This window comes from Stappia sediminis, assembly GCF_009826895.1.
Lineage (GTDB): Bacteria > Pseudomonadota > Alphaproteobacteria > Rhizobiales > Stappiaceae > Hongsoonwoonella > Hongsoonwoonella sediminis.
Genome location: NZ_WUMV01000006.1, coordinates 128,888 through 154,646 on the forward strand (window position 1 = coordinate 128,888; position 25,759 = coordinate 154,646).

Sequence of the window (25,759 nt, forward strand, 5' to 3'; positions counted from 1 at the left end):
AGGCGCGCTAATTTCGGAAAGATCGATCCGAAGACACCGGGACAAGTATGCTTAGCCGATAATTGCTTGCCGGATGGCTGGGGCGGCAGGATTCGAACCTGCGCATGCCGGTACCAAAAACCGGTGCCTTACCGCTTGGCTACGCCCCATCGCGGAATGAACGCCTGTATAGCGAGCGGCCCGCGCCCATGCAAGTGGGCCGTCAGTGCGTCGCCTTCGACGATCCACAACCTCTCCGTCCGCTTCGACGTAACGAGTGTGATCGTCATCCACAACCGCGCGAAAAAAGCATGACGGGCAGGGTTGCTAAGGTGAATGGCGGGTGATATTAGACCGCCTCACGACGCGAGCGGAAGCTTCATGGATTGCCATGAAATCAAGCCCCGTGGCGCCAATGTCGGAGTGTAGCGCAGCCTGGTAGCGCACCTCGTTCGGGACGAGGGGGTCGCAGGTTCGAATCCTGCCACTCCGACCATTAAAATCAATTTGCTTATCTAATTTCCACTTCCCTGTTCTGGCTTGCACACCAATTCCACATCGTTTCGATCATGGAACGGGCAGTCGATCCAGGCAGTTCGCCGAATTTTCTGGATTAAGGTCTTCAAGCGCGGCAAAAAATCTCCCTCGATAGCATTCGCATTGGCGGGCAGTACCCCGAATCCGGAGCCTGCCGTTTCCAGTCGAATGACCGGTATTTGATCAAGCTGTCTCCGATGTCCGCGTTCCTTGGAAACGCCCAAGGCAATATTGGCGGATTATCCGTTCAGGTCGAGCGTTGTCCCGCCATGCGCTTTCCAGATAGCTACGAGGTTTGCCAAGGCCTTGTCGGGTGGCGGGCTTGCTCCCTTCTCCACCAGGCCGACTTCCGACAGAAATGCATTCAGGTTCTTCATCGATGTCAGGTGCGACTCCAATGAAGTTCCCGCATCATCGACCTTCGCGCGATAATCGTCATCGCTTTCATAAGTCGTCCAATCGCAGGTCTGCAGAGTGGTTTGTGCGATCATCACCCTTTCAGGGTGGAGAAGATGCATCATGTCCAGACCGAAGAAAGGCTCGATCCGTGGGCAGCCGAGCGTCTTTTCCTGTTCCGCTTCGACGCCCGCCCTCAACGGAACGCCTTGCAGGGCCATATAGGCTTTCTTCGCCCTGTCCCGCCCCGGTCCGTCCAGGTCCTGTGGCAGGCCCTGGGTAACGGTGGTGACCCACTCGCCGACGGTTATCACCAGCTTGGGCCTGGCGACGTCAATCTCGCGCACGAGATTGCGCTTCCAGCACACATCGGCAGCGGAATAGACCTTGGTGTAGGACTCTTCCACCTGAATGTCCGTCCAGCCAAGAGCCCGGTACGCGTCCACGTTTTGCTGGTGAAAGAGATAGCATTTGATCAGATTGGTCATCCAGACGGATGTCTGAGGCCCAAGACCGGCAGGATCCATGTAGTGGCGCGCGAAATATGTGCCCGATGCGACGGCGCGTACCTTGTAGCCGTCGAAATAGGACGCATCCTGCATGGGCGCCCATATGTCCGCGATCGGAACGAAGAACTGGTTGCCGTCGGGCCCGCCATCGCCCTCGTCAAAACCGATGGGCGTATTTCCCTTCCCCCGCGCCGTGAAACGCGCTGTCGGATAGTCGCCGATGACCATCAGGCCGCCGACGTCCGTCTGCACCGGAACAACAGGCATGCAGGGCACGCGCGCCGCCTGGGGTTCGCCGGGCGGCACCAGCACTTCGGCATGGTAGTAGGGGTGAAGCTTCGGAACGGGACAGCGCCCGTCCCGGCAAGGGCCGATGTAATCGAGTACCTCGCGCACGTCCGCCGCCATGGGCGGATACATCCACCCCGCTTCTCCCGGCGCGAGATCGGAAGCCGCTTCCGGAGGGGCTTTCTTTGCATCCGTCATGATCTACGCCACCTTTCTCATGAACCGCCGCAGGTTGTCGTAAAGTTCCTCCAGGGTCTGCGCCCCTTCGGAAATGGCGCTCGCGGTCATTTGCAGGTCGCGGTCGGCCAGATGTCCGCGGCCGGCCGTTTCGATAAGGCGGCGCGCCACCGACCGGTGCAGGTCGTGCACACCGGTCGTACGCGGCATCTCTCCGTTCGCCGGATGGTCCTTGTCGTAGGGCGGCGTGAAGCTCGGCGAACTGCTGCGCGCCGCGACGGCCCTGATCGCGCTTTCGAATGTCGGGGCATGATGCGTTCGTTCGCCCAGGCCCCATCGGGCCTTGGGAATGCCGAACCAGTGAAGCAGCGTCGCCAGAAAGGATGTGGCGCAGAACGCGGTATCCGTCTCGCTGCGAAACAGCGTCTTTTCCTCGATCATGGGCGAGACGAGGATGGTTGGGACCCTGACCCCCATGATATCGAAATGGAAGCCGTCGTTCACATCGTTCGGCCAGGGGTTCCTGGCTCTTGGCGGCGGAACGTGATCGAAAATTCCCCCGTGCTCGTCGAAGGTGATGACCAGCAGGGTTTCGTTCCAGTGGGGCCCGGCCTTCAACGCCTCGTAGATGTCGTTGAGGGTCCTTTCGCCGGGCACGAGATCCGCGCCGGGGTGATAGGAGGTCGTGCCCGTCTTTGCGATCCATACCGGCTCCAGGAAGCTGAAGGCCGGCAGGTTGCCCGTGCGGGCATCTTCCTTGAAGCGGGCGAGCGGCGCCACGTATTCGGACGTCGTTCCCGCTTTTCGGGCCGCGTCGACCTCGGCATCGACCGTCGGGATCTGCCCGCGCAGGAACAGGTGATAGGTGAAGACGAAGTCCATCCACTCCGTTGAATTGTAGATTTTCCAGTCGGTTATTCCGTTCGACCAGAGCACCTTCCAGATCGACGGACGGTGCGTTGATGACGCCCAGTTCTTGTATTCCGCCCCGTTCTGGAAATTGTTGAGCATGCCGAGCGAAGATCCGCCGACTGAAAAGGCGCGGTTGACGTCCGTACCTCCCGGCATGGAGCAGAACCATTCGTCGGAAATGGCGAAATGCTTGGCCAACCCGTTCAGCACCGGAACCTGGGTGGGCGTATAGGTCTGCATGACCTCCGGATAGCCATTGTTGACGACGAAGCCGCCCATGTTTGGCGTTTCGCCTTTCTCGTAGCCTTCCATATTCTCGAAAAACATCTGACGCATCACGTCGGAGTTCTCGTGATACGGATCTTCGGGCAAAAGCTCGAGATTGAAGTCGTCGCCGAGCTGGCCGTGTTTGTATAGCGACAGGTGAACCGGCTCGCCCTTGTCGTTGACGTTGGAGAATTCCTCGCTCGCCCCCATGAACGGCTGCTTGTTGCGGCCGATGATATGGGCCGGCTTGTCGTTCTTGCTGTATAGCCAGCCGCAGATATGATCGAACGACCGGTTTTCGACCATGTAGTAGACGACGTGCTTTATCTTGGAACGCATGTAGTCGAGCGAGCCTGGTATTGCCGCAACTTGCGTACTCGCCTTGTGACGTGGCTGGAATCCGGTCAGCACGGTTTCCCCGGTAATCGCTTCAGGCAATGTCCCTGAAGCGATCGGGCGGTCACCCAACGGATTCGGCGAGTCCGGATCGAATTGCCACAGCCGGTATTTTCGGCTTGCCTGCTCCCATTCCAGAACCTTGTCGCCGACCGGAACGAGATCGTGGCCCTCGCCGATATCCTTCCAGATCCCTTTTTGAAGGATGGGCTGCTTCAGGGGCTGCTTGCCCTGGGGGTCGAAGCTCCACAGCGCGTAGGCACCGGTCGCCGGGGCCCAGTCGATAACGTAGTCACGCAAGGGGATCAGCCTGTGCCCCAGTTCGATCAACCCGAACGAGCTTTCCGGGCACACAGGCTCGGGCAAGGGATCGGGGCTCTTCGGATCGAAGTTCCATAGCCGGAAAGTGCCTCGGCCGGGGTTGGGGATCCACGCCAGAACGAAGCTGCCGAAGGGTACGAATTGCATGACATTGGCGTCCAGATGCCGCTTGTAGCGATCGCCGAAATGGCCGAAGTCGAGGCGCCCGCGCGTGAATTTCTGGGCGCTCCAGTACCAGGCGCTCACCGGCCTGTCGCCGAGCGGCGTTTTGCTTGTCGGATCGAATTCCCAAAGCTTGTAGACCAGCGTGTTCGCGACATCCGCGCTCGGCCCCCATTCGAGGATGTAGTTGCCGACAGGCGTAATGCGATGACCGTCGCCGAACTTCTGATCGGCATCGATTTCGACTTCCTCCAGCAGATGTCCCGCATCCGGATCGATGCGCCAGAGCCCGAAGGTTTCTGTGCCGGGTTTCCGGCTTACTACGAAATCGGCGGATTGCGGGCTCATCGACATCATCCTCCTTGTTGTGGTCAGCGGGTCGAAAACAGGTGCCTGGGGGCATGCCGTTGCAGCCTGTTTCTCATTCTCCAGCGATAGCGTGCCGCAGAGATAATTGTCGTGCACCAGAGGCAGTTTGCGCGAAAGGCGCGCGGCCGATACCGAAGGCCCGGGGTCCAGACCCTAATTCAAACGCCGAAGATCCTGCCGAACGTCGCCGCATATTCTTCCCTTGCCGTATCGATCAGCGGCTCGCCATGGCCGCAGAAGACATGGCGGAAGGGAAGCTCCTTCAGCCTTGCGAAATCATCCGCGCCCGGCTCGGCGGCCTGAAGCCACACAGGCCCGACGTTCGCACGGGTGAAAAAGCCCATTTTCGTCATGAGTTCGGCCGTCTCGCCGCTGAAGAACTCGTCCGGCGCAAGGTAGTTTTGCAATGCATCGCAGGCGATCAGCACTCCGTCGTGCCGTTGGAGATGCACGATCGCTTCCGGAACCCTGGTCGTCTTGAAGACGAACAGCGAGGCATCGGCTACCGGAAGGTCGCCGCCTTCCACCAATTGCCGATCCGCCGGAACGCCTTCCTGCCCGGCGCCCGGCTGGGCCCAGTAGCTTGCGGAATAGCGGTCGCGGTAGAAGGCGTCGTCCAGGCCGTGCAGTCCTCCCACCTGGACGACATTCGCCACATCGCCCAGGGCGTCGAGCGCCGCAAGGCCCTCGTCGTCAAGACGGACGGCGTTGAAAAGCGTGAGCTGCCGACCGTCGCGAACCACGGTCATATTGCGGCTGAATTGCCAGTGAAAATCCTGGAAATGCCATTGCCGGCTACCTTTGACGAAGAATATGTCCGGCAGAACCTCAACAATGGGACCATGCGGCAGAGCAGGAGCATGACGGCTATCAACATGCGACATCGATAAACTCCCTCGTCTGCCGGGCTCAGCTTGTCACTTCACGCCCTTTATCGCAAGAAGCGGCATCATTACGTAGTAAATTGCCGACATATTCGTATTCCTGTGAAAATGCATGCAGGTAATCCGTAAGGTACTGCCGTTGCCATTGCGTGAGCCTGCCGGCGGCCACGTCATCCAGTGTTTCCGAACCGTCCGACGTGTCGAGACGCCTGAGGTGAAAAAGCGTGACATCCCTACCGCCGAACCAGTCCCAGAGGATGCGGTGTCGCGGGCGGCAGGAACTCATGTCGAAAACCGCGCCAGCCAGTGCAGTCATCTTCGGGCGGGAAGCCAGATCCTTCTCCGAAAAATTCGGCGCTCCCTGTCGTGGTGGGCGCCACATGGGCAGGCCAGGCGGCGGCAGAACCTCCAGGCCGGCCAGGTTTTCCAGATATTCGCTATCCACGCCGGCCGCCTTGGCGCCCCGCATCAGGATATTCAGATAACGCCGTGTCGGCAGGCAGCCGTCATTTATGGAGTCCGGGAGGCCTACATAGGCAAGCGCCTCCGCCCGACCGTCAGCTGTCTCGACGAGAACCTCCTTGCGGTCATACCCGATGCCATAGGCCTCCACCTTGTCGAGAGCGCGCAAATCGCTCTGCCTGCATAGATGCAGGACTCCTTCCACACGGTCGGAAGGGTTGCCCGTCGCAACGATGTTCCCCATTCCGCCTTCATGCGGGAAGAAATGCTCCACATTGAAGTGGAGGCGCCACCCCCTCAGCGAAGCGCGCTGGGAACGCAGGGGCTCGACGCCCTTGGCGCGCATCGACACCAGATCCATATTGGAGCCATAGCCGAAATATGGGATCAAAGCTTCGCCCCCGGGAGATACTGCTTCTTAAGAAAACCATGCATCTTCATCTTTTACTACCGTAGAGTTGCATGCAATAATCGGTTTCTTATTTCTGGCGATATGAGGCTTCGATGGATTCCGTCATTGCCGGGTACGATGTCGCCGAGCATCTGGAAGAATTCTTCGCCAGTTCGCTTTCGCTGGGCGTAAACCGTTCGGATGGCGCTGTTGCGCTGATAAAATCCCTGACCGCCCCATATCCGCGCAACGAGGATATCGCGCGCCTCAAGCGTGAATTTCAGGTGCTCGACAAATTGCGCGGCACCGCGGGCGTGATCGATGTAAGCGGGCTCGAGATTGGCTCAAGCGGCCTGCCCGCCATCCTGATGAAGCCTTTCGGGCGCCCTCTGTCCCATTTGATGAGGCAGCATGGCGGCAAGCCATGGCCGGTCGATAAGACGATAGAAATTGCAATCAGCCTGGTGCGGGCCCTTGAGGCGGTCCATGCGCGCGACGTCGTTCATAAGAACCTGTCTCCTCAGAATATCCTACTCGATGAAAAAACAAGCGAGGTGAGACTGCTGAATTTCGAGATCGCCTCGGAGCTCACGCGTGAACGGCAGGGCATAAAGGTTTCGAAGCGCCTCGAAGGCTCCGTGCCATATATTTCTCCGGAACAGACGGGGCGAATGAACCGCGATCTCGACTATCGCTCGGACTATTACTCGCTTGGCGTCGTTCTCTATGAGCTCCTCACCGGCCGCTTGCCGTTCGAGGCGTCGGGAACCCTGGAGTGGATACACGCGCACATCAGCAAGGTTCCTCCTCCGCCCCGGCACGGCGAGGATGAATTGCCGGTGCCACTTGCGGGCATCGTGCTGAAACTGCTCTCCAAAAGCCCGGATGACCGGTATCAGAGCAGCTACGGGTTGCTGGCGGACCTTCAGGAATGCCGGCGGCAACTCAAGGCCAGCGGCGCAATCGTTTATTTTCCGCTCGCGGCGCACGATCTGTCCGAACAGTTCCGGATCCCCCAGGTGCTATTCGGTCGCGAGGCCGAGGTCGCGAAGCTGTTGGAGCTGTTTGAACAGGTTGCGCATGGGTCGACGGAAATCTGCCTCATTTCCGGGTATTCCGGGGTTGGCAAGTCGTCGCTCGTCGCGGAGATGAACAAGCCGCTCGTCAGAACGCGCGGCTATATCGTTCAGGGCAAGTTCGATCAATTCGGCAGGAACACGCCTTACGCCGCCATTTCTTCAGCGCTTGCGGGTCTTGTCGATCAGTTGATCGCCGAGCCTGCGGAGCGGCTCGAAAACTGGCGTGAAGCCATAGTCGCAGCACTTGGCGCCAATGCGCGCGTGCTGATCGATATCGTTCCGGATCTTGAAAAGATAACGGGTCCCCAGCCGCCGGTGCCCGAACTTCCCCCAGCCGAGACCCAAAACAGGCTGCAGATCGTATTCCTGAATTTCATCAAGATGATGGCCCGGCCCGACCGGCCTCTCGTCATTTTCCTCGATGACCTTCAATGGGCGGACGGCCCAACGCTATCGCTTCTTCAGCGCCTGGCGACTTCGCGCGACACCGGGCATCTCTTCATCATCGGCGCCTACCGTTCCAATGAAGTGGAAAGCGGCCACCTGCTCCTGCTTACGCTTGAGGAGATTGCGAAAGTACGCCCCCCGCATGAACTGGCGATCGAACCGCTCGGACCGGAGGCCGTCGGCCAGCTCGTGGCCGATGCCCTCAAGACGACGCCCGAAGAGGCGGCCTCGCTCTCCGGCCTGATATTCCGGAAAACGGAAGGAAATCCCTTCTTCGTCATCGAGCTTCTCAAATCGTTGGAAGAAGAAAGGCTGATCCGCTTCGACCGCGCAAGGGGCAAATGGACATGGGACATCGAGGAAGTCGCCCAGGCGGCCATAAGCGAAAGCATTGTGGACTTCATGCTGGAAAGCCTCAAGAAGCTCCCAGATGAAACGCGCAATGCACTTCAGCTCGCAGCCTGCATAGGCAGCTTGTTCGATCTTCGAACGCTTTCCGTGATCTATGAGCGCCCGATGGCAGCGGTGCTCGATGTCTTGATGAGCGCCTTGCGCCGGAATGTCATCGTCCCCCTCGACGACACCTACCGGTATGTGAACGATGCCCAGGAAGATGGAGCGAACCCTGTCTTCCGGTTCCAGCATGACCGAATTCAGCAGGCCGCTTACGCGCTGATTGGCGAGGAACACAGGCAAGCGGTGCATCTTTCGATCGGACGCCTGATTGAAAAGGACGCCGGCGAGGAGAAACTCGATGAATGCCTGATCGACATCGTCCGTCACCTCGATGAGGGGCGCGCCCTTGTGACGGAGCGCTCCGATCAGATAACCCTTGCCCGATACAACCTTGAGGCCGCACGCCGCGCGCACAATGCATCGGCCTATCATGCGGCACTTCAATACCTTGAAGTCGGCCGCGAGTTGCTGGGTCCCGATGCCTGGGCGGACCATTACGAACTGGCCAAGGCGCTTTCGGCGGAATTCGCGCAATGCGCCTATCTGACCGGCCGGTATGAAGACGCCGAAGCGGAAATAGAAGCCTCGCTTGCCGCCGTCGGGTCCTCGCTGGAAAAAGCTGAAATCCTTGCCATGCGCACCCGGCAATATTCGACAATGGGCCGGATGGAGGGTTCGATCCGCGCCGCGATCGAGGGCCTGCATCTTCTGGGGATCGCCATTAGCATAGATCTGGACGATGAGACGCTGTCCCGGGAGGTGTCGGCGGTCAGGGAAAATCTCGCCGGGCGCCCGATCGCGTCGCTCATCGACGCTCCGAAAATGAGCGACCCGGAAGTCAAGATCGCGATCGGATTGTTGATGGAAATCTTTCCCGCCGCCTTTCTCTCCGGTGCGGGAAACCTTTTTCAATACCTGGTCGTCAAATCCGTGAATCTCTCACTGCGGCACGGCAACAGCCCGGAAACCGCCTTTGCCTACGCCACCTACGGCATGCTCCTGTGCGGCGCGCTGAACGACCCTCGCACAGGTTACGAATATGGCCGCCTGGCGCTGGCGATGAATGAACGTTTCGACGATATCGCCCTGAAATCGCGCATAATTTACGTCTATGCGATGTTCATTCATCACTGGTCCAACCACTGGACGACCATGACCGAATGGTTCCGAAAAGGCATCGAGGCGGGCACGCAATCCGGCGATATGCTTTACCTCGCCTATAGCGCGCAGGACTGCATCATTTGGGATCCCACGCTCGATCTGGAGACCGCCAGTCAGGAGCAGCGAAAATATCTTCAGATCGTCCGCGACTGCGAATACGAGGATTCGTTCGATTCCGGCTCTCTGTTCCTGCAGATGCAGTTGAACTTTCTGGGCCGGACGGAAAGCCGCTTTTCATTGAACGCCGATGGCTTCGACGAGGCTGCCTGCTACGAAAGAATGCGCAAGCGCGGGTTTATGACGGGCGTTGCCAACTATCATATCTACAAGACCGAAATTCATACGTTTTACGGCGACTGGCAGGGGGCACTCGGGCACATAGAAATACAGGACCGGCAACTCGCCAGTGTCATGTCCCTGCCCCAGTTGGTGCGTTACCGCTTCGCGGCCTTTCTCGCACTGGCGCAACTCCTGCCCGGGATGCCTGGGGACAGTGCGAATGCAACGCTGGAACGCCTGCGGGCCGATCACCGGCAGATGAAGCATTGGGCAGAGAATTGTCCGGACAATTTCCGGCACATCGAAAGGGCGATGGCCGGAGAACTCGCCCGGGTTTCAGGCGATATCGCGGCGGCACTGAAGCTTTATTCGCAAGCGATCGCATCCGCGCATGAATATGGATTTCAGCGCGACGAGGCGGTGATAGGCGAACTGGCCGGAAAGACGCTGCTCTCGCTCGGGCTCAAGGAGGCGGCGCGTGCGCATATCGCGGGCGCGAGATACCTTTTCTACAGATGGGGCGCCTATCGCAAGGTCGAGGTCATGGACGAGCAATATGCCGAGCTCGATCTCGCGAATTTCACGAACTCCGACATTTCCGGACCCGATCCGCAGAACAATGCGGGTTCCGGCGTTGCACAGGAGACACTGGACCTCGCCTCGGTCATGAAGGCCGCCCGCGCTATTTCCGGGGAAATCGTGCTTGAAAACCTCTGGACGCGGGTAATGCACATCCTGCTGGAAAATGCCGGAGCCGAACGCGGCGTATTGCTGACACGCCGCGGCGGACGATTGCATATCGAGGTCGAGGGCCGGGCGGATCGTGAGGTGTCCGGCGGCGCCGATAAGGCCACCGCCGGTTTCCCTGAATCGATCGTCAGTTATGCCCTTCGCGCCCGCCGGCCGGTTGTGCTTGACGACGCCGCACGCTCCAAGCGCTTCGCTGCCGATCCCTTTGTCGCGGAACACCGTACGAAATCGGTAATCTGCGTTCCCGTTGTCCGCTCCGAAAAATTCGAAGGAGCGATCTATCTGGAAAACAATTTGATCGAGGGCGCATTTACCCGGGACCGCGTCGAAATCGTTGAACTGCTGGCTGCACAGGCTTCGATCTCGATCGAAAATGCGGAGCTTTATGTCGATCTGGAACGAAAAGTGGAAGAACGGACAGAAGAGCTTTCGCAGAAGACCGTAGCGCTCGAAAAGCTGTCGAACCAACTGGCCAAATACCTCTCGCCGCAGGTCTACCGCTCGATTTTCGACCGAAAGCAGGAAGTGAAACTCGCCAGCGAAAGGAAGCGCCTCACCGTTTTCTTCTCCGATATCGTTGGCTTTACCGATATGGCCGACAGGCTTGAATCGGAAGAACTTACCCAGGTCCTGAACCAGTATCTGACCGAGATGTCGGAAATCGCGCTCGCCTATGGCGCTACGATCGACAAGTTCGTGGGCGATGCGATCATCGTTTTCTTCGGTGATCCCGAAACGAGAGGCACCCGTGAGGATGCACTTGCCTGCGTGAAAATGGCCATCGCCATGCGCAAGCGCCTGACGGAACTGCGCACTGGTTGGAAATCGAAAGGCATAGAAAATCCTCTCGACTGCCGGATCGGCATCCATACAGGGTACTGCACCGTGGGTAACTTCGGTTCGGAAAGCCGGATGGACTACACGATCATCGGCGGCACGGTGAACCTGGCCTCGCGCCTCGAACACACCGCGCAACCCGGCGAAATCCTGATTTCCTACGAAACCTGGGCGAACGTGAAGGACGAGATCGCCTGTGAGGAGCGCGGCCATATTTCCGTTCGTGGCATCGCGCACCCGGTCGGCACCTTCCAGGTCATCGACCTTTACGAATGTCTCGAAACGCCCGCGGACACCATCGTAACGGACAGTCCGAACTTCCGGTTGAACGTCGATCTGAAAAAAATGTCCGCCGAAGAACGCATGCGTGCGGCCGAGTTGCTGCGCGACGCCGTGCGCCGTCTGGAAACGAGCGCGTCCGCGGACGAGCAGGCGGATGATCCGGGGCCGGCCACGCGCGATTTGCCGCAGGAAGATTGACCCTGCCTACCCTGCCCCACAGCCGCAGGAAGGCCCGATTTTCGAACCGCACGGCTCGTTTCCCGCCTTCGCGCATCGCTCCATCGCTTCCTTGAAGCTGTAGACGGGATGCGGCTTCGGCTTGTCGGCGAAAAAGAGATCCATTTGGGCAAGGGCGCAGATGACCTGGCGGTCGCGTTCGTCCGGTGCGCAAGGCGGGCCATCGCCGTTGTCATTGCCAAACCAGCGCCGGCATGCGCGCCGCTTCGCGTCCTCCGGGTCGAGATCGGGTTCATTGGCATAGGAGGTCAGAAACGAAGCCGCCACAAGATCCTGGCCTTCGTATTTGCGGATGTCCGGAATTTCGCCGGGCGATTTCGTGCAGCGCCCCGTCACGCCGGCTGCGATCATGTGGTTCGCGATCATATAGGGGGTTTTGCGCTTGCTTTCGGGGCGTATCTTGAAACAGCCCGTCTGAAGCACGTCCACCAGAGGCTCCCCGTTTTCGTTTTGCGGCAGGATGTCGGTATAGGCGGTGCGGAACCATCCCGGTGCCTGCGGGTCGTACAACGGCGAACCGCAGATGATGAGCGGCAAGGTGTATTCCTCGCCCCTCGCCTCCGGCCCGTTCAGGTAAAGCTCCAGCATGGTCCGGATATAATCGAGGTCGCCGTCCCCATCGAAGAAGGCGGACGCCATCATGATCGGCAGATAATCGTTCGGATATTCGCTCTGCCCGGAACCGGGCGCGGCAACCGGGTTAACGTCCACGATCGTGCGGTAGCGGCTGATCTCGCTGGCCTCCAGGCCGGAGGCCTCAAGCACAGTCGACCATCTGAACATCGTCATGACTTGAAGAAACGTCGCATCCTGCAGCACCTGCCAGGGCGGGTAGTGCATGAGCAGCAGGCCCTTCTGCCCGATGACATTGAGCCCGAGCGGCGGAAACAGGTGCCACTTGCAAAGCCCGTCTGCAGGGCTGGCATTGACATGGTAGCCATCCATGGGATTCCACACGCCAAGCTTGCGCATCAGGTCGCGTCCGGCGATCGCCCTGCCCCCGGCATCGGGCGAGAAGATGTGCCGATGCTGGGCGGCGAAGCTTTCAAGCCGTTCCTGGTCGCCCTGCGTATCTATGGCGATTGAATAACCGCTTTCATCCGCCTCGACCGCGACGCCTGGTGAAGCAAAGCCGTCGGCAATGAGCGAATTTCTCGTATAATGCGCAATGACGTCGCACTGGTTCTTGAGCTCGACGTCCTTGTTGGCGAGTTTCGCTGGAGGAAAAAGCTCATCCAGAATTCGCTTATGGCCCAGCCGATACCGTATTTCAGCCATAACTCGCCCCTTGTTTTTTTCGTAAATCAACGGATCTTCACATGCGGAAATTTGTTCCAAGGTCCATTGCATCAAAAAACTTTACGGCAATCCAATTGGAATAATACATAAATTCGACGCCACATGATCTTGACACAAGTGCACTCTCAGGTCCGGCAGGACAGGCAAGCCTATGAAGCAGCATTCGTTGTCACCCGCTTCGCGCTTGGCCAATTCATCCAAAACTTCCTTTTCGCGGCGGAAGATATTTTCATACGGAACGATTTTCTTAATTTTCCAATCCGGTCGCGGTAGTCTTGCCGTAAACGGACGACAAATCGAAACAGGCCTTCGGAGACGAGCCGATGCACCGCTGTCTGATTGCCGCTGCCGGTCTGGCCGTTCTCCTCTCATCTCCCGAAGCGCGCGCCCAGGCCCGCCCCGACACGCGCTCCATGACCTGTGCCCAGGCGCAGGCCTTCGTTCAGCAGCGCGGCGCCGTCGTCATGTCGACCGGCCAATACACCTACGACCGTTTCGTCGCCTCACGCGCCTTCTGCATGCGAGATGAGATTCTGAAGCCGCTTTATGCGCCGACGCGCGACACGGCCCAGTGCCCCGTCGCTTATGAATGCAGGCAGATCTTCCGCCCGACACATTAAGGTCGGAACCCGTTGGCGCCGGCGGGGCATTTGCGGCCATGATTGTCGAATCCGAAGAGACAGCGCCTGTCTGCAACAAGCCGCATTGGCCCACAATTCAGACAATTGACGACGGGACTTTCCCTGATACGACTTCGTAAAATTTACAATTGACGTTAGGTAATTATAGCGAGACGATCTACTAAGGGCTTTCATATGTTTGATTATTGGATGACCAGCGAGGTACTTCCATGTTGTATAGGCCCAGTTCTTTTGCAACCCAGCTAACCGTTGGAATTCTGGCATTCTTGCTTGCTCAGGCTCAAGCAGGTGCTCAGACTCTTCCGGATACCCGATCGATGACATGTGCACAGGCGCAGGATTTCGTGCTGCAAAGAGGTGCGGTGGTCATGGCGACCGGCCAATTTACCTATGACCGGTTCGTCAGTTCACACGCCTACTGCACGCCGGAGCTGAATATCACGGCATTCTACGCCCCGACCGCGGACGTGTACGAATGTCCGGTCGCCTATCGCTGCGCGGATATCTTCCACGGAAACGGGGATCGGGGCGGCAAGGGCCGTCACTGATTTCCGCAATCGCCTCATGAGGGCGCACTCGCAGCCGCTAGTGCGCACTTAGCCGGCCGCGCGTCCTGCAACGGTTGACGTCTGCCAGCCAAGGTCCGGCAGCGTGACGATACGGTTGCCGCGCAAATCGCTCGCGCAGACGATGAAGCCGCGCTCTTCCAGGTGCGTCAGCAGCCAGCGCGCGCGCCCGAGCGAGCGCGTGCCGTAAGCGCGCGCGATCTCTTCCTCCGACGGGCAAGGTTCGCCCCGCGCGGCAGCTTCCGCGATCAGCAGGAAGATGCCGCGCATGTCTTCGCTGACACTTTCGGCGATGAGTTCGGCCTGCGCCCATTCGGCCTCGTCGATCTCGCCTGCCCCCACACCGGCACGTGCCAGGGTCACAAGCCTGCGGAATTCCGAAAGATCCGGCGGTGGCGCGCTGACGCGGGCGATCCTGAGCCTCACCTGAAAATCCTGATAAAGCTGCGCGATCGGCTGGTAGGCGGCTTCCGGTTCCGACATGAGGCCCGCCAGAACCGCCTGAAGCGCTGCTTGCTGTTCCGCCGCGTCCTCCGGCTCCGCCTCCCCGTCTTCGCGCACTTCGCCCTGCCGCTGCCTGCGGCTCAGCTGCTCCAGTATCTCGGCGGGCGCCGCCTGGGGCGCGGGCCTTCGCTGCATCTCGCTTCGTTCATCGTCGCTTGCTGGCTGGAAGAGAAGGTCCTCCACGTTTTCCGGCGCTGTCTCGGGAAGCGGCGTCAGCTTGGGTCCGCCGCCGCGTGCCGCCGTTTCCACATCGCCGATAACGAGCTTCACCGGGCGTCGGTAGAGCGCGGGGCCAAGCGCCACGAACTGCCCGCGCGCGAGATCGCGGAAGGTTTCGGCCTGCCGTTTCTCCATGCCCAGAAGATCGGCAGCGCGCGCCATGTCGATATCGAGGAAGGTACGGCCCATCAGAAAGTTGGAGGCTTCCGCCGCAACGTTCTTGGCGAGCTTGGCAAGGCGCTGCGTGGCGATGACGCCTGCCAGCCCGCGTTTTCTGCCCCGGCACATCAGGTTCGTCATCGCGCCCAGTGCCACGCGCCGCGCCTCCTCGCCCGCGTCTCCGGAGGCTGCGGGCGCGAAAAGCTGCGCCTCGTCGACGACGACCAGCATCGGATACCAGTGGTCGCGCTCGATCTCGAAAAGCGCGTTCAAAAAGACGGACGCCGCCTTCATCTGGCGGTCAACGTCGAGCCCTTCGAGGTTGAGGACGACGGAAATGCGGTGCTTGCGCACCCTTGCGCCGATCACGGCAAGCTCGCGCTCGCACGCTGCCGCGTCGATGACGACCTGCCCGAACTTGTCGGCAAGAGTTACGAAATCCCCTTCCGGGTCGATCACCGCCTGCTGGACCCAGCTGGAGCTTTGCTCCAGGAGACGGCGCAGAAGATGCGACTTTCCGGACCCCGAATTGCCCTGCACAAGCAGGCGGGTCGCCAGAAGCTCTTCCAGATCGAGCACGGCCGCCTCGCCAGAGACGGTCCGGCCCATGTCGATACTCACCGTCATGGTTTGGGAGTGCTTTCGAGAATTCGCCGATTTCCGCGAGTTTGAACGATTCGGCGGATCGGTTCAAAGCGAAGAGCAAGGCGCGTGTGGACAAGGGCGCGAGCGCCCCCATCCCCCGCCCCTATTCCGGGCCCTATCCCGCGCCCCTACCCCGCGAAGGTATCCTTGTAGGTATCGCGCAGCACGTTCTTCTGGATCTTGCCCATGGTGTTGCGCGGCAGCTGGTCGACCATGTAAACGGTCTTCGGCTGCTTGAACTTGGCAAGCCTGTCGGCAAGCGCGCCCCTTACCGCATCCCCGTTCAGATCCGAACCGGGTTTCCTCGCCACCACCGCGACGACGCCTTCGCCGAAATCTGGGTGTGCGACGCCGATCACCGCGTTCTCGGCCACCCCCGGGATCTCGTCGATCAGTGCTTCCACTTCCGCCGGATAGACGTTGAAGCCGCCGGAGATGATCAAGTCCTTCGCCCGGCCGACGATCGACACGTAGCCGCGCTTGTCGACGACGCCCATGTCGCCGGTAATGAAGAAGCCGTCGGCGCGGAATTCCTCCGCCGTCTTTTCCGGCATCCGCCAGTAACCCTTGAAGACGTTCGGCCCCTTGACCTCGATCACGCCGACCTCGCCGTCCTCAAGCACCTTTCCGGTCTCCGGATCGGCGATGCGCAGGTCCACGCCCGGCAGCGGGAAGCCGACCGTTCCGGGCCTCCTGTCGCCGTCATAGGGGTTGGAGGTATTCATGTTGGTTTCGGTCATGCCGTAGCGTTCGAGGATCGCATGGCCCGTCCGTTCGCTGAATTCCTTGTGTACCTCGGCCGAAAGCGGCGCGGAGCCGGAAATGAAAAGCCGCATGTGCGCCACGAGATCCTTGGTGAAATCGCCCGAGGAAAGAAGCCTCGTATAGAACGTCGGCACCCCCATCATCGAGGTTGCGCGCGGCAACAGGCGAAGCACGTCGCCAAGGTCGAACTTCGGCAGGAAAAGAAGCGACCCGCCGGCCATCAGCGTCACGTTGGTCGCGACGAAAAGCCCATGCGTGTGGAAGATCGGCAGAGCGTGTAAAAGGACGTCGTTCTCGCTAAAGCGCCAGTAGTCGACAAGCGTTCTGGCATTGGAGGCAAGGTTTTCGTGCGAAAGCATTGCCCCCTTGGACCGTCCCGTTGTGCCGGAGGTATAGAGGATCGCCGCAAGATCGTCTGGTCCGCGCGCGACATCGTCGAATGCGGAAGAAGCGGCATCCGCCTTGTCGCGAAGGCTGCCGTGGCCGCTTGCGTCCAGCGTTTCCACCTTCGCGCCGACGCCGCTTGCAATATCGGAAAGCGCGGCAACGCGCGCGGGGTCGCAGACCAGCGCCTTCGGCTCCGCATCGCCCACGAAATAGCCGATTTCGGCAGGCGTATAGGCGGTGTTGAGCGGCAGGAAGATCGCCCCGGCCCGCACGGTGCCGAGGTATAGCAGCAGTGCCTCGGGCGATTTCTCCACCTGCACCGCCACCCTGTCGCCCGGCTCCACGCCCAGCGCCTGCAGCGCATTGGCGAACTGGCCCGAGCGCGCGATCGCCTGCCCGTAGGTCAGCTTCTGCCCCTCGGGCGTTTCCAGAAATACTCTGGCTTCATCGGATATGCGCGAGCGGATTTCGTTGAGGAGATGGTTCGTCATGCTGCTGGCACCACGGTCTTTTTCTTGTCCGGTACGGCCTTCAGCAGACGGCTTACGGACGACGATGTCGCCACCGTTCCGTGTGCCGCGAAGGCCTCATGATTCTTCTCGATGTCGCCGAGGTCATAGAGGTAATTCACCATGACGCCAAACGATTGGCGGACGCCGTTGGCCGACGGATCGCCGAACCAGTTCACGCGTTCGAGCCGAGCGCCGTTGCCAAGGTGGAACCGCGCGACCGGATCGAGCGGACGATCCGAGTTTCCGCGCTTTTCGCGCACGAGGTAGTGGGCGCAAAGGGCACGCAGAGGCTCCGCGATGGTGTTGCGCGTCTCCTCGTCGTGCTCGAAGGCGTCATTGCCGATAGCCTCCACCTGATCCTGGGAAAGGGCCCTGCGCGCAACGCTCTCCTCGCTTTCCATGTCCTTTGCCAGCCATGTCCGGAAACCCGGCACCGGCGAAAGCGTCACGAAGGTCTTGAGGTTGGGCAGTTCGCGGCGCAGCTCCTCCACCACCTGCTTGATCAGGAAGTTGCCGAAGGAAATGCCGCGCAAGCCCTTCTGGCAGTTGGAGATGGAATAGAAAGTTGCCGTCGTCGCCTCTTCGGCCGAAATTTCCGCCCGCTCTTCGGCCAGGATCGGCGGGATCGCCGCTGGTATCTCGCGCGTCAGCGCCACTTCCACGAAGATCAGCGGATCGTCGACGAGGGCCGGATGGAAGAAGGCGTAAAGCCTGCGGTCGGCAAGGTCGATGCGCCGGCGCAAATCCTCCCAGTCGCGGATCTCATGCACCGCCTCGTAGCGGATGATCTTCGACAGGATCGAGGCGGGCGTCGACCAGTCGATCCGGCGCATGACGAGAAACCCCCTGTTGAACCACGACGAGAAGAGATGCTCGAAGTCGCGGTCGACTTCGTCAAGCTCCGGCTTGTCCTTCAGGCGCTGGAGCAGCTCCGCGCGCATGGCGACAAGCCCGCTCGTTCCTCCCGGCGCGAGGTTCAGCCGGCGGATCAGTTCCTGCCGCTTCGGCTCGGACGCCATGTGCATGCGCCGCACCAGCTTCTCGTCTCCGGGGTTTTGAGCGATTTCGCGCGCAAGGCGCTCGATCTCTTCGCGGTCGGTACCGAAGCGCGTGAACAGCTCCTCGAAAAACTCCGTGCGCGCCTCCTCGCTCAAGGCGCGGTAGCTCGCCAGCACGTCGCCCGCCAGCGCAACGCCCGAAGCTTCGCCGCGCCCGGACAAAAGCGCCTCGCAGATATCGCCGACGGCGCGCCCGCTCGCGCTCCTGTCGCGGCGGCGCTCGAGCAGGCTTCGCCCCTGCTCGGCGATGGAGGACAGCATCTCGTTGAAGAAACTCGTGTTCATAGGCCGGGTCCCATCAGGAGGTCTGGAAGCCAGGTCGCTATACCCGGTACGAGGCACAGCAATATGATACCGACAACCATACATCCGACATACGGCAGGGCGCCCCTGAGAATCTCACTTAAGGTTATTTTCGGCGCTATGCCGTTGATCACATAGAGGTTCAGCCCCACCGGCGGGGTGATCAGCCCGATCTCCATGTTGATGGTGAAGACGACGGCGAACCAATAGGGGTCGAAGCCCGCCTGCGTGATGATCGGCAGCAGGATCGGCGCCGTCATCAGGATCACCGCGACGGGCGGCAGGAAGAAGCCTGCGAACAGCAGGAACACGTTGATGATCGCCATCAGGACCCAGCGGTTCACATCGAGATTGGCGATCCATTCGGCGATCGACTGGGTGATGAAGAGCGAGGAAAGCGTGAAGGAGAAAAGCTCCGATGCGCCGATGATCATCATGATCATGACGCTCTCCTTCAGCGTATCGCGAAAGAGCCCGGTATAGAGCGACGGCTTCCAGAGCCGGTAGATCACCGCGACGAAGAGGAGACAGATGATCGCGCCCACGCCCGCGGCTTCGGACGGCGTGGCGATGCCGCCGTAAAGCACGTAGAGGATAGCGACGATGATCGCCAGGAACGGCAGCACGCGCGGAAGCGCGCTGAGGCGCTCGCGCATGGAATAGGCGCGCGTGATTTCGCTTAGGCCGATGCCCTGCCGCTTGCAGGAGTAGACCGTCCAGACCATGAAGAGCGCGGTCAGCATCGCGCCGGGCAGGAGGCCCGCCAGGAAAAGCCGCCCGATAGAGGTTTCCGTCGCAATCCCGTAGACGATCATGGTGATCGACGGCGGAATGAGAATGCCGAGCGTACCGCCGGCCGCGATGGAACCCGCCGCGATCTCGTTCGGGTAGCCGCGCTTCGTCATTTCCGGAATGCCCATCTTGCCGATGGCCGCGCACGTCGCGGGCGATGAGCCGGAAAGGGCTGCGAAGATGGAACACGCGCCGAGATTGGAGAGCACCAGCCCGCCCGGAACGCGGTTGAGCCAGCGGTCGAGCGCTTCGTAAAGGTCCTTGCCGGCTGGCGAGGAGGCGACCGCCGCCCCCATCAGGATGAACATCGGGATGGAGACGAGGCTGAAGGAGGCAAGCCCGCCGAAGAACGTCTCGCCCAGGATGCTGAGTGAGCCCGAGCCTTCGGCCATCATCAGCACGACGATCGACACGAAGCCGAGCGCAAAGGCAATAGGCGTACCAAGCGCAAGCAGCGCCATCAGGAACACCAGAACGAAGCCTCCCCATAGAAGCGGCGTCATGCGTCTTCTCCGAAAAGCTTCATGATTTCAGCGATATATTGCAGCACGAGAAGACCGATCCCGAGCGGCAGCGGCAGAAGCGGGATCCACAGCGGGATCGCCCATACCGTTTCGGTCCTCCAGCCGCCCTCCCAGGCTTCGTGGAAATACATCCACCCCGAATAGGCAAGCAGCGCGCAAAACGCGATACCGACGAGGCCCGAGAGAAGCTTCATGGTCCGCTTGACGTTTTCAGGAGCGCCTGTCTGCAGAAGGTCGACGTTCACATGCCCCTTTTCCAGAAGCACGTAGGGCGAGCCGATGAAGGTCGCGGCGACAAGCGCATAGATCACATACTCGGTCTGCCAGACGGTCGAGGCGTTCAGCACGTAGCGCATGAAGACCATCTGCGTGACGACAAGTGCAGCGGACGCCGTCAGCAGAATGGCGAAGACGCCGCCAAGCCGCGAAAGCGCTGTGACCAGACGGATATAGAGTGACATCTTGATGCTGTCTCTACGAAATTTCCGAAGCCGGCAAACGGGGCGAAAAAGGGCGCGGAACCGCTCGCCGCGCCCTTTCGATCAAGGCAGGATGCCGCGGATCAGTCGACGGCCAGCGCCTTTGCGATCAGTTCGTCACCGCCTTCGACGTTTTCGGAGAAGTTCTTGTAGGACGTCTCCTTGGCGATCGCGAGCCACGCCTGATAGTCGTCAGGCGACATTTCGACCACCTCGACACCCGCCTTCTTGTAGGTATCGACGAGCGTCTGGTCGAGCTTCTTGGCCTCGCCGACGAAATAGTCCTGGGCCACCTTGCCGGCTGCCATCAGCGCGTCCTGCTGTTCCTTGGAAAGCCCGTCCCAGGTCTTCTTGGAGATCAGGATCGGCTCATACATGAACCACAGCGCGTTTTCGCCGGGCGCCGTCAGGCAGGTCGCCTGCTCGTAGAGGCGGTAGGAAACGAAGGAGCCGGACGAGGTGTTGGCCGCGTCCAGAACGCCCGTCTGCATCCCGGTGTAGATTTCGGAAGACGGCATGGAGGCGATGGAAGCGCCCGCGCCCACCAGCATCTGCTCGAACGCCGGGCCGGCCGCGCGCGTCACCTGCCCCTGCATCGTCTCGGGCGACGTGATGCACTGCTTCTTGGAGGCGAATGCGCCGGCAAGCCAGGCGTCGGCAATCACCTTTACGCCCGCGTCCTCGATGACCTTCTTGATATCGTCCATGAACGGGGAATCGTTCAGCCGGAGCGCACGGTCGTGGTTCTGCACGAGGCCCGGCATCAGCGTTGCCGAAAACTGCGGATGGCGGCCCGAGGCATAGTCGAGCGGGAAGGCCGAGATATCGAGCTGGCCCTTCACCATCGCGCCCCATTGCTCTCTCGGCTTGAAGAGCGAGGCACCCGGATAGACCTGGATCTTCAGGTCCACGCCGGCATTGTCCACTTCACGCGCGAGGATCTGGACCATCTCGTCGCGCACGTCGCCCTTGCCGCCCGGCCACTGATGCGAAGCTTTCAGCACGGTTTCGGCCTGGGCAGCGGGTACGGTGACCGCCATTGCAACGCCGAGGCAAAGAGCCGCCTTGGTAAAAGTCTTGAGCATTCTTTCCTCCCATCGCCCGCCATCAGCCGGCAGGTCTGATCCAACTTGTTTCCGGCCGCGCCCGGTTGCGGGTCGTCTTGCCGGTAAAAGCATGCCAGTGCCGCCGCCCCGCTTCCACCGGGTTTTTCAAGCCGGATGGCGCGGTCAGCCTTTCACTGCAGCTGACATGAAGGCAATCACGGTCCGTGCATCCAAGTCAATTGTTTTTGTATACAAGCGAAGTGGTTTTGCATAAATTCAAGGCATGATGGAGGTAAAGACCCGCCCACGGACCGCACAAACCCTGCGTGAAGCGCTGGAAGACGATATCGCCGTCGGGCGTTATCCGCCCGGCTCGCGGCTTGACGAGGTGACGCTCGCCACGCGTTTCGCCGTTTCTCGCACGCCCATCCGCGAGGCGCTGATCGAGCTTTCGGTCGCCGGCCTCGTCGAGATCCGCCCACGCCGGGGCGCCTTCGTGCGCGACATCGGCATCTCGCGCCTTGTCGAGATGTTTCAGGTCATGGCGGAGCTCGAGGCCATGTGCGTACGCCTCGCCTGCCGGCGCATGACGGCGGAAGAGCAGGCCGTGCTCGTCGCCGCGCATGAGGCCTGCATCCTGGCGGCGGACCAGCAGACGCCGGACGATTATTTCCACGCCAACGAGCGCTTTCACGAGGCGATCTATGCCGCCAGCCACAACGGCTTCCTGGCGGAGCAGGCCCGTGCGCTGCAAAACCGGCTGAAGGCCTATCGCCGCCTGCAGCTTCGCGTGCGCAACCGGGTCAAGGGTTCGCTCGCCGAACATCAGGCCATCGTCGACGCCGTTCTGGAGGGCGATGCCGAAAAGGCGGAAAACGTGCTGCGCTCGCACATTCTCATTCAGGGCGAACGCTTCAACGACTTCGTCGCCTCGCTCGACGGCGCGAAAGCGAGTTTGCTTTCGTGACAGGAAACGCCCCGGATATCAGGCCTGATTAACCCTCATGACAGGCAAATTTTCGGCGCCACAATCCTGTATTGAACTTCGCTATTCCGGCACTTACCCTCCCCCGATACCAATACGTTCGATATTTCAGGGGCTTGATTTATGCCGGATACGTTCTTGAGCTTCCTTCTTCTCGAAGCGCTGAAGCCGGTCGATGCCGCAAGGTATACCGCAAGATTACAGGATAAACTCGGGCCATTAGGTCTCAATGTAAGGGCATATGGCGGCGAAGACGACGGCGACCCGTTCATCGTCGAGGCGGGGCCGATCAAGCTCTCCGTGCTGTTCGTCGACAAGCCGCTGCCGGCAGGCACGCTCGACAATGCGATTGCGGGGAACCGCACGTGGCCGGATGCGGCCACCGCACTTGCAAAATCGCGGGCGCACGCCATCGTCGCCTGCATGGATGAAGCGGGTGATCACAACATGGCGCTGAATTACGCCGCCGTGCTGACGCTTGCCGCGGGTGCGCTTGCGGAGGAACTTCCAGCCATTGGCGTCTACTGGTCGACCGGCCAGACGGTGACAGAGGCGTCCCGTTTTATATCCGCCGCCGACGGCATCCTGCAGAAGAATCTTCCGCTCACCGTTTGGGCGCAGGCTTTGTTTCTCGACGGCCCTCCGGCGGATGATGGCGGGCGAACGACAGCCTGCGTGACGACCGGCCTCGTGCCCTTCGTCGGCCGCGAGATCGAGTTCATGCCTGTCTCGCTCGACCCCTCGACGATTGCTCAGCGTGTCTTCGGCACCATGCAATATCTGCTGGCGCAAGGGCCGGTGCTGAAGGATGGCGAAACCCTCGGCGTGAGCGAGGCGGAGCGTATCCGCATCCGCCACTCGGACCAGGGGTATCACCCCGGCGTGCTGGTGCTGCAGCTCTTCCTCGAAAATCTCGACAATGCCGGCGCCGCGCCGTCCGCCTCAGCCGGACAATCCCCGCGCCAATCCGCGCCTGCCCCTTCCGCCGGGCGCCCCTTCGGCAAACGCGGCACGAACTGAGGAGCAGGGAATGCCTTATCTAGTCGAATCACTCCTACTTCCTCAGTACACGGTTCCAATCAAGTTCGAGCACGATATCACCGAAGAACTCAAGCAAGATTTCCAGTATGGTAGCGACTGGCTGCATGTTTCCAATCAGAACGGCGTCCCGATTGACCCTAATATCGTGCCGCGCCGCGCCTTCATTCAGACAAAGGCCAAGCGGCTGATGGATTTTGTCAGCTTGAGGTTTCGCTACGGCGTGACCGAACCTTTCCGGCAGAAGGTGGAAGAGCTGGAACCGGGCATTCATCAGTTTATCCCGGTCGAAATCTTCACCCGCGATGGCGAGCCGGTGGAGAAGACCTACTACCTGATGAATGTCTGCCACCGGGTGGATGCCATCGATGAAGAGAAATCGATCGTAACGTGGAAAGAGGGGGCGGGCAATGAAGCGAGGCGCAAATGTATAATGTGGGGCCTTCCGGAGGGATATACCAAAGAAACCTGGCATAAGAACTATCGCCTCGTGTTCAAAAAGGAATTGATTGAGGGAATGTGTATGTGGATCGATCGCCGTTATTCCGGAATGTTTTTTTCCGACGAGCTCTTTGAATTTGTCGAGAAGACGAAGCTGAAGAAATTGAAAGGGACAAAAGTCTACGCGGAATAGCGCCTCCCCTTCCCCAACGACACCGTTGCATCGCCGCGCCGGACCGTCCAATTTGACAATGGTTCAACGGAAAGGGACGGCTCGCATATCATGATGACCCGCGCGGAATATATCGCCGACAGCGTAATTCACGTGATCGGCATTGCTCTGGGGCTCGCCGCCGCCGTCACGCTGGCGATCCTCACATGGCCCGGAATGGACGGCGGGCGCATCGCCAGCGTCACGGTTTACAGTGCCTGCCTGATCATGATGCTCACCGCCTCCGCGCTCTACAACATGACCGCCAAGGACGACAAGACGGGCGTTCTTCGACGGCTCGACCATGCGGCGATCTTCCTGATGATCGCCGGCACCTACACCCCCTTTTCGACGATGGTGATCGGCGGGCGGATCGGCAATATCATCCTCACCGTCGTCTGGGCGGGAGCGGCTGCCGGCGCGCTGATCAAGCTTTTCGCGTTCAAACGCCTTGAAAAACTCACCGTGCCTATCTGCCTCGCGCTCGGCTGGGTGATCGTCTTCGCCTATGAACCGCTGTTGATGAACGCCTCCACGGTCGGCTTCTGGTTCCTCGTCGCGGGCGGGCTGCTCTATACGGCGGGCACAGCGTTCTACGCGTGGAAATCGCTGCCCTTCCAGAACGCGATCTGGCACGGCTTCGTGCTCGCCGCCGCCATCTGCCACTTCGTCGCGGTCGTATCGGACGTTGCCCTGCCGGGCATTGCGTGAGGTTGGGAAACGCGGCACCGCTTCCCGGTCGTCATACGCGGGCTTGACCCGCGTACCCATGGAGCCTCAACGCTTTTCGCCAACGGCCAATTGGTTGCCGGGTCAGGCCCGGCAATGACGAGCCGATGGTTTTGTGCCCCGGTAAAACGCCCGCTTCACGCCGTCTCGGACGCGTCGTCCTTCGTCAGCACCACCACCTTCGTATGCAGCGGTACCCGGTCGTAGAGGTCCATCACGTCCTGGTGCCACATGCGTATGCAGCCGCTCGAAACGCTCCGCCCGATGGACTTCGGATCGGGCGTTCCGTGGATGCGGTAGAGCGTGTCGGTGCTGCCCTGCCAAAGGTCCATGGCGCGCGCACCGAGCGGGTTCTTCGGCCCGCGCGGATAGCCCTCTTCCCAGTATTTGGCAAGCGACGGCTTGCGCTCGATCATCTCCTGCGGAGGGCGCCAGATCGGCCATGGCCGCTTCACGCGCACCTTGGCATCGCCCGACCACGCGTAACCCGCGCGCCCGACACCGATGCCGTAGCGCAGCGCCCTGTCGCGTCCGAGCGTCCAGTAAAGGAAGTTGTTGTACGGGTCGACGACGATGGTGCCCGCCCGCTCGCGCGTGTCGTAGTCCACCACCTGGCGCCAGTATTTCTGGTCGAAGGCCTTGTAGTTGATCGCCGGAACCTTGAACTCGTCCTCCTGCTTCGCCGCATAGGCAAGCTCGTAGTCGAATTCGTCGTCCGGCAGCGGCGGCTGGTTGGAAAGCCCCACCAGCGCCGTCTGGCAAGCCGTCAGCGCAAGCGGCGCTCCGATAATGAGCGCGCGCCGCGAAAGCTGCAGCCCGGTCCCGGTCCTGTCGTCTTGCCGCTCGATCCCCGCCATTGGCGATAACTCCCGAATGCA

19 protein-coding genes and 2 tRNA genes are annotated in these 25,759 nt (G+C 60.6%); 8 read left to right on the plus strand and 13 right to left on the minus strand.

The features are described from left to right. Positions 1–74: 74 nt before the first annotated feature. Positions 75–149 (minus strand) — tRNA-Gln (locus tag GR183_RS12890). A 249-nt stretch (positions 150–398) separates the two neighbouring features. Between GR183_RS12890 and GR183_RS12895 the strand changes: the two genes are divergently transcribed. Beyond that, positions 399–475, plus strand: a tRNA-Pro gene (locus GR183_RS12895). A gap of 280 nt (positions 476–755) precedes the next feature. On the opposite strand, the gene GR183_RS12900 is transcribed toward GR183_RS12895, so the two are convergent. The 4 genes from GR183_RS12900 to GR183_RS12915 all read right to left on the minus strand — a co-directional run bounded on the left by GR183_RS12900 (position 756) and on the right by GR183_RS12915 (position 6,050). Next, positions 756–1,907 carry a hypothetical protein gene (locus GR183_RS12900; protein WP_160776057.1) on the minus strand — a complete coding sequence of 384 codons (1,152 nt, stop codon included), beginning with the start codon at positions 1,905–1,907 and terminating at the stop codon, positions 756–758. A 3-nt stretch (positions 1,908–1,910) separates the two neighbouring features. Next, complete coding sequence (locus GR183_RS12905) at positions 1,911–4,292, minus strand: alkaline phosphatase family protein (RefSeq protein ID WP_160776058.1); 2,382 nt, start codon at positions 4,290–4,292, stop codon at positions 1,911–1,913. Positions 4,293–4,471: 179 nt separating this feature from the next. Continuing rightward, positions 4,472–5,197: an MBL fold metallo-hydrolase gene (locus GR183_RS12910; protein ID WP_160776059.1), complete on the minus strand. Its 726-nt coding sequence runs from the start codon at positions 5,195–5,197 to the stop codon at positions 4,472–4,474. Positions 5,198–5,222: 25 nt separating this feature from the next. Further along, the gene (locus GR183_RS12915; protein WP_160776060.1) at positions 5,223–6,050 is read right to left on the minus strand and encodes a gamma-glutamylcyclotransferase family protein; all 828 of its coding nucleotides are present in this window, start codon (positions 6,048–6,050) and stop codon (positions 5,223–5,225) included. A 113-nt stretch (positions 6,051–6,163) separates the two neighbouring features. Between GR183_RS12915 and GR183_RS12920 the strand changes: the two genes are divergently transcribed. Beyond that, on the plus strand, positions 6,164–11,539 hold the full coding sequence (locus GR183_RS12920) for an AAA family ATPase (RefSeq protein ID WP_160776061.1): 5,376 nt from the start codon (positions 6,164–6,166) through the stop codon (positions 11,537–11,539). A 6-nt stretch (positions 11,540–11,545) separates the two neighbouring features. Here the strand turns inward: GR183_RS12920 and GR183_RS12925 are convergent, their stop codons facing one another. Beyond that, complete coding sequence (locus GR183_RS12925; RefSeq protein WP_160776062.1) at positions 11,546–12,856, minus strand: hypothetical protein; 1,311 nt, start codon at positions 12,854–12,856, stop codon at positions 11,546–11,548. A gap of 344 nt (positions 12,857–13,200) precedes the next feature. Between GR183_RS12925 and GR183_RS12930 the strand changes: the two genes are divergently transcribed. Together GR183_RS12930 and GR183_RS12935 are read left to right on the plus strand one after the other, a co-directional pair. After that, a complete protein-coding gene (locus tag GR183_RS12930) occupies positions 13,201–13,497 on the plus strand; it encodes a hypothetical protein (RefSeq protein ID WP_160776063.1) in 297 nt (98 codons plus the stop codon). A gap of 338 nt (positions 13,498–13,835) precedes the next feature. Then, entirely contained in the window at positions 13,836–14,066 is a 231-nt protein-coding gene (locus tag GR183_RS12935) for a hypothetical protein (RefSeq protein ID WP_160776064.1), read from the plus strand. A gap of 48 nt (positions 14,067–14,114) precedes the next feature. Here the strand turns inward: GR183_RS12935 and GR183_RS12940 are convergent, their stop codons facing one another. The 6 genes from GR183_RS12940 to GR183_RS12965 form a co-directional block, all read right to left on the minus strand. Then, positions 14,115–15,593: a helicase HerA domain-containing protein gene (locus GR183_RS12940; protein WP_160776065.1), complete on the minus strand. Its 1,479-nt coding sequence runs from the start codon at positions 15,591–15,593 to the stop codon at positions 14,115–14,117. Between the two features lie 146 nt (positions 15,594–15,739). Next, positions 15,740–17,254 carry a malonate--CoA ligase gene (locus tag GR183_RS12945; protein WP_160776066.1) on the minus strand — a complete coding sequence of 505 codons (1,515 nt, stop codon included), beginning with the start codon at positions 17,252–17,254 and terminating at the stop codon, positions 15,740–15,742. Then, positions 17,251–18,618 carry a malonyl-CoA decarboxylase gene (locus GR183_RS12950; RefSeq protein WP_160776067.1) on the minus strand — a complete coding sequence of 456 codons (1,368 nt, stop codon included), beginning with the start codon at positions 18,616–18,618 and terminating at the stop codon, positions 17,251–17,253. Before GR183_RS12950 ends, GR183_RS12945 begins: the two co-directional genes overlap by 4 nt. Next, complete coding sequence (locus GR183_RS12955; RefSeq protein ID WP_160776068.1) at positions 18,615–19,931, minus strand: TRAP transporter large permease; 1,317 nt, start codon at positions 19,929–19,931, stop codon at positions 18,615–18,617. Before GR183_RS12955 ends, GR183_RS12950 begins: the two co-directional genes overlap by 4 nt. After that, entirely contained in the window at positions 19,928–20,413 is a 486-nt protein-coding gene (locus GR183_RS12960; protein ID WP_160776069.1) for a TRAP transporter small permease, read from the minus strand. The genes GR183_RS12955 and GR183_RS12960 overlap by 4 nt, the downstream gene beginning before the upstream one ends. A 101-nt stretch (positions 20,414–20,514) precedes the next feature. Beyond that, on the minus strand, positions 20,515–21,471 hold the full coding sequence (locus tag GR183_RS12965) for a TRAP transporter substrate-binding protein (protein WP_244313744.1): 957 nt from the start codon (positions 21,469–21,471) through the stop codon (positions 20,515–20,517). A 292-nt stretch (positions 21,472–21,763) separates the two neighbouring features. Here GR183_RS12965 and GR183_RS12970 point away from each other — a divergent pair, with 292 nt between their 5' ends. The 4 genes from GR183_RS12970 to trhA all read left to right on the plus strand — a co-directional run bounded on the left by GR183_RS12970 (position 21,764) and on the right by trhA (position 24,863). After that, the gene (locus tag GR183_RS12970) at positions 21,764–22,444 is read left to right on the plus strand and encodes a GntR family transcriptional regulator (protein WP_202396080.1); all 681 of its coding nucleotides are present in this window, start codon (positions 21,764–21,766) and stop codon (positions 22,442–22,444) included. Between the two features lie 156 nt (positions 22,445–22,600). After that, the gene (locus tag GR183_RS12975) at positions 22,601–23,482 is read left to right on the plus strand and encodes a DUF4261 domain-containing protein (protein ID WP_160776072.1); all 882 of its coding nucleotides are present in this window, start codon (positions 22,601–22,603) and stop codon (positions 23,480–23,482) included. Between the two features lie 10 nt (positions 23,483–23,492). Next, positions 23,493–24,134 (plus strand): imm11 family protein, encoded by a 642-nt coding sequence (locus tag GR183_RS12980; RefSeq protein ID WP_160776073.1) that lies wholly within the window; start codon positions 23,493–23,495, stop codon positions 24,132–24,134. Positions 24,135–24,224: 90 nt separating this feature from the next. After that, the gene (trhA, locus tag GR183_RS12985) at positions 24,225–24,863 is read left to right on the plus strand and encodes a PAQR family membrane homeostasis protein TrhA (protein ID WP_160776074.1); all 639 of its coding nucleotides are present in this window, start codon (positions 24,225–24,227) and stop codon (positions 24,861–24,863) included. A 155-nt stretch (positions 24,864–25,018) separates the two neighbouring features. Here the strand turns inward: trhA and GR183_RS12990 are convergent, their stop codons facing one another. Then, positions 25,019–25,738 carry a L,D-transpeptidase gene (locus GR183_RS12990; protein ID WP_160776075.1) on the minus strand — a complete coding sequence of 240 codons (720 nt, stop codon included), beginning with the start codon at positions 25,736–25,738 and terminating at the stop codon, positions 25,019–25,021. Positions 25,739–25,759 lie beyond the last annotated feature (21 nt).

What these genes read in the sequence shown, in the direction of transcription:
- GR183_RS12900 (WP_160776057.1), bottom strand. Translation starts at nt 1,907, where the DNA reads ATGACGGATGCAAAGAAAGCCCCTCCGGAAGCGGCTTCCGATCTCGCG.
- GR183_RS12905 (WP_160776058.1), bottom strand. Translation starts at nt 4,292, where the DNA reads ATGAGCCCGCAATCCGCCGATTTCGTAGTAAGCCGGAAACCCGGCACA.
- GR183_RS12910 (WP_160776059.1), bottom strand. Translation starts at nt 5,197, where the DNA reads ATGTCGCATGTTGATAGCCGTCATGCTCCTGCTCTGCCGCATGGTCCC.
- GR183_RS12920 (WP_160776061.1), top strand. Translation starts at nt 6,164, where the DNA reads ATGGATTCCGTCATTGCCGGGTACGATGTCGCCGAGCATCTGGAAGAA.
- GR183_RS12925 (WP_160776062.1), bottom strand. Translation starts at nt 12,856, where the DNA reads ATGGCTGAAATACGGTATCGGCTGGGCCATAAGCGAATTCTGGATGAG.
- GR183_RS12930 (WP_160776063.1), top strand. Translation starts at nt 13,201, where the DNA reads ATGCACCGCTGTCTGATTGCCGCTGCCGGTCTGGCCGTTCTCCTCTCA.
- GR183_RS12935 (WP_160776064.1), top strand. Translation starts at nt 13,836, where the DNA reads ATGACATGTGCACAGGCGCAGGATTTCGTGCTGCAAAGAGGTGCGGTG.
- GR183_RS12940 (WP_160776065.1), bottom strand. Translation starts at nt 15,593, where the DNA reads ATGACGGTGAGTATCGACATGGGCCGGACCGTCTCTGGCGAGGCGGCC.
- GR183_RS12945 (WP_160776066.1), bottom strand. Translation starts at nt 17,254, where the DNA reads ATGACGAACCATCTCCTCAACGAAATCCGCTCGCGCATATCCGATGAA.
- GR183_RS12950 (WP_160776067.1), bottom strand. Translation starts at nt 18,618, where the DNA reads ATGAACACGAGTTTCTTCAACGAGATGCTGTCCTCCATCGCCGAGCAG.
- GR183_RS12955 (WP_160776068.1), bottom strand. Translation starts at nt 19,931, where the DNA reads ATGACGCCGCTTCTATGGGGAGGCTTCGTTCTGGTGTTCCTGATGGCG.
- GR183_RS12960 (WP_160776069.1), bottom strand. Translation starts at nt 20,413, where the DNA reads ATGTCACTCTATATCCGTCTGGTCACAGCGCTTTCGCGGCTTGGCGGC.
- GR183_RS12965 (WP_244313744.1), bottom strand. Translation starts at nt 21,471, where the DNA reads ATGGCGGTCACCGTACCCGCTGCCCAGGCCGAAACCGTGCTGAAAGCT.
- GR183_RS12970 (WP_202396080.1), top strand. Translation starts at nt 21,764, where the DNA reads ATGGAGGTAAAGACCCGCCCACGGACCGCACAAACCCTGCGTGAAGCG.
- GR183_RS12980 (WP_160776073.1), top strand. Translation starts at nt 23,493, where the DNA reads ATGCCTTATCTAGTCGAATCACTCCTACTTCCTCAGTACACGGTTCCA.
- trhA (WP_160776074.1), top strand. Translation starts at nt 24,225, where the DNA reads ATGATGACCCGCGCGGAATATATCGCCGACAGCGTAATTCACGTGATC.
- GR183_RS12990 (WP_160776075.1), bottom strand. Translation starts at nt 25,738, where the DNA reads ATGGCGGGGATCGAGCGGCAAGACGACAGGACCGGGACCGGGCTGCAG.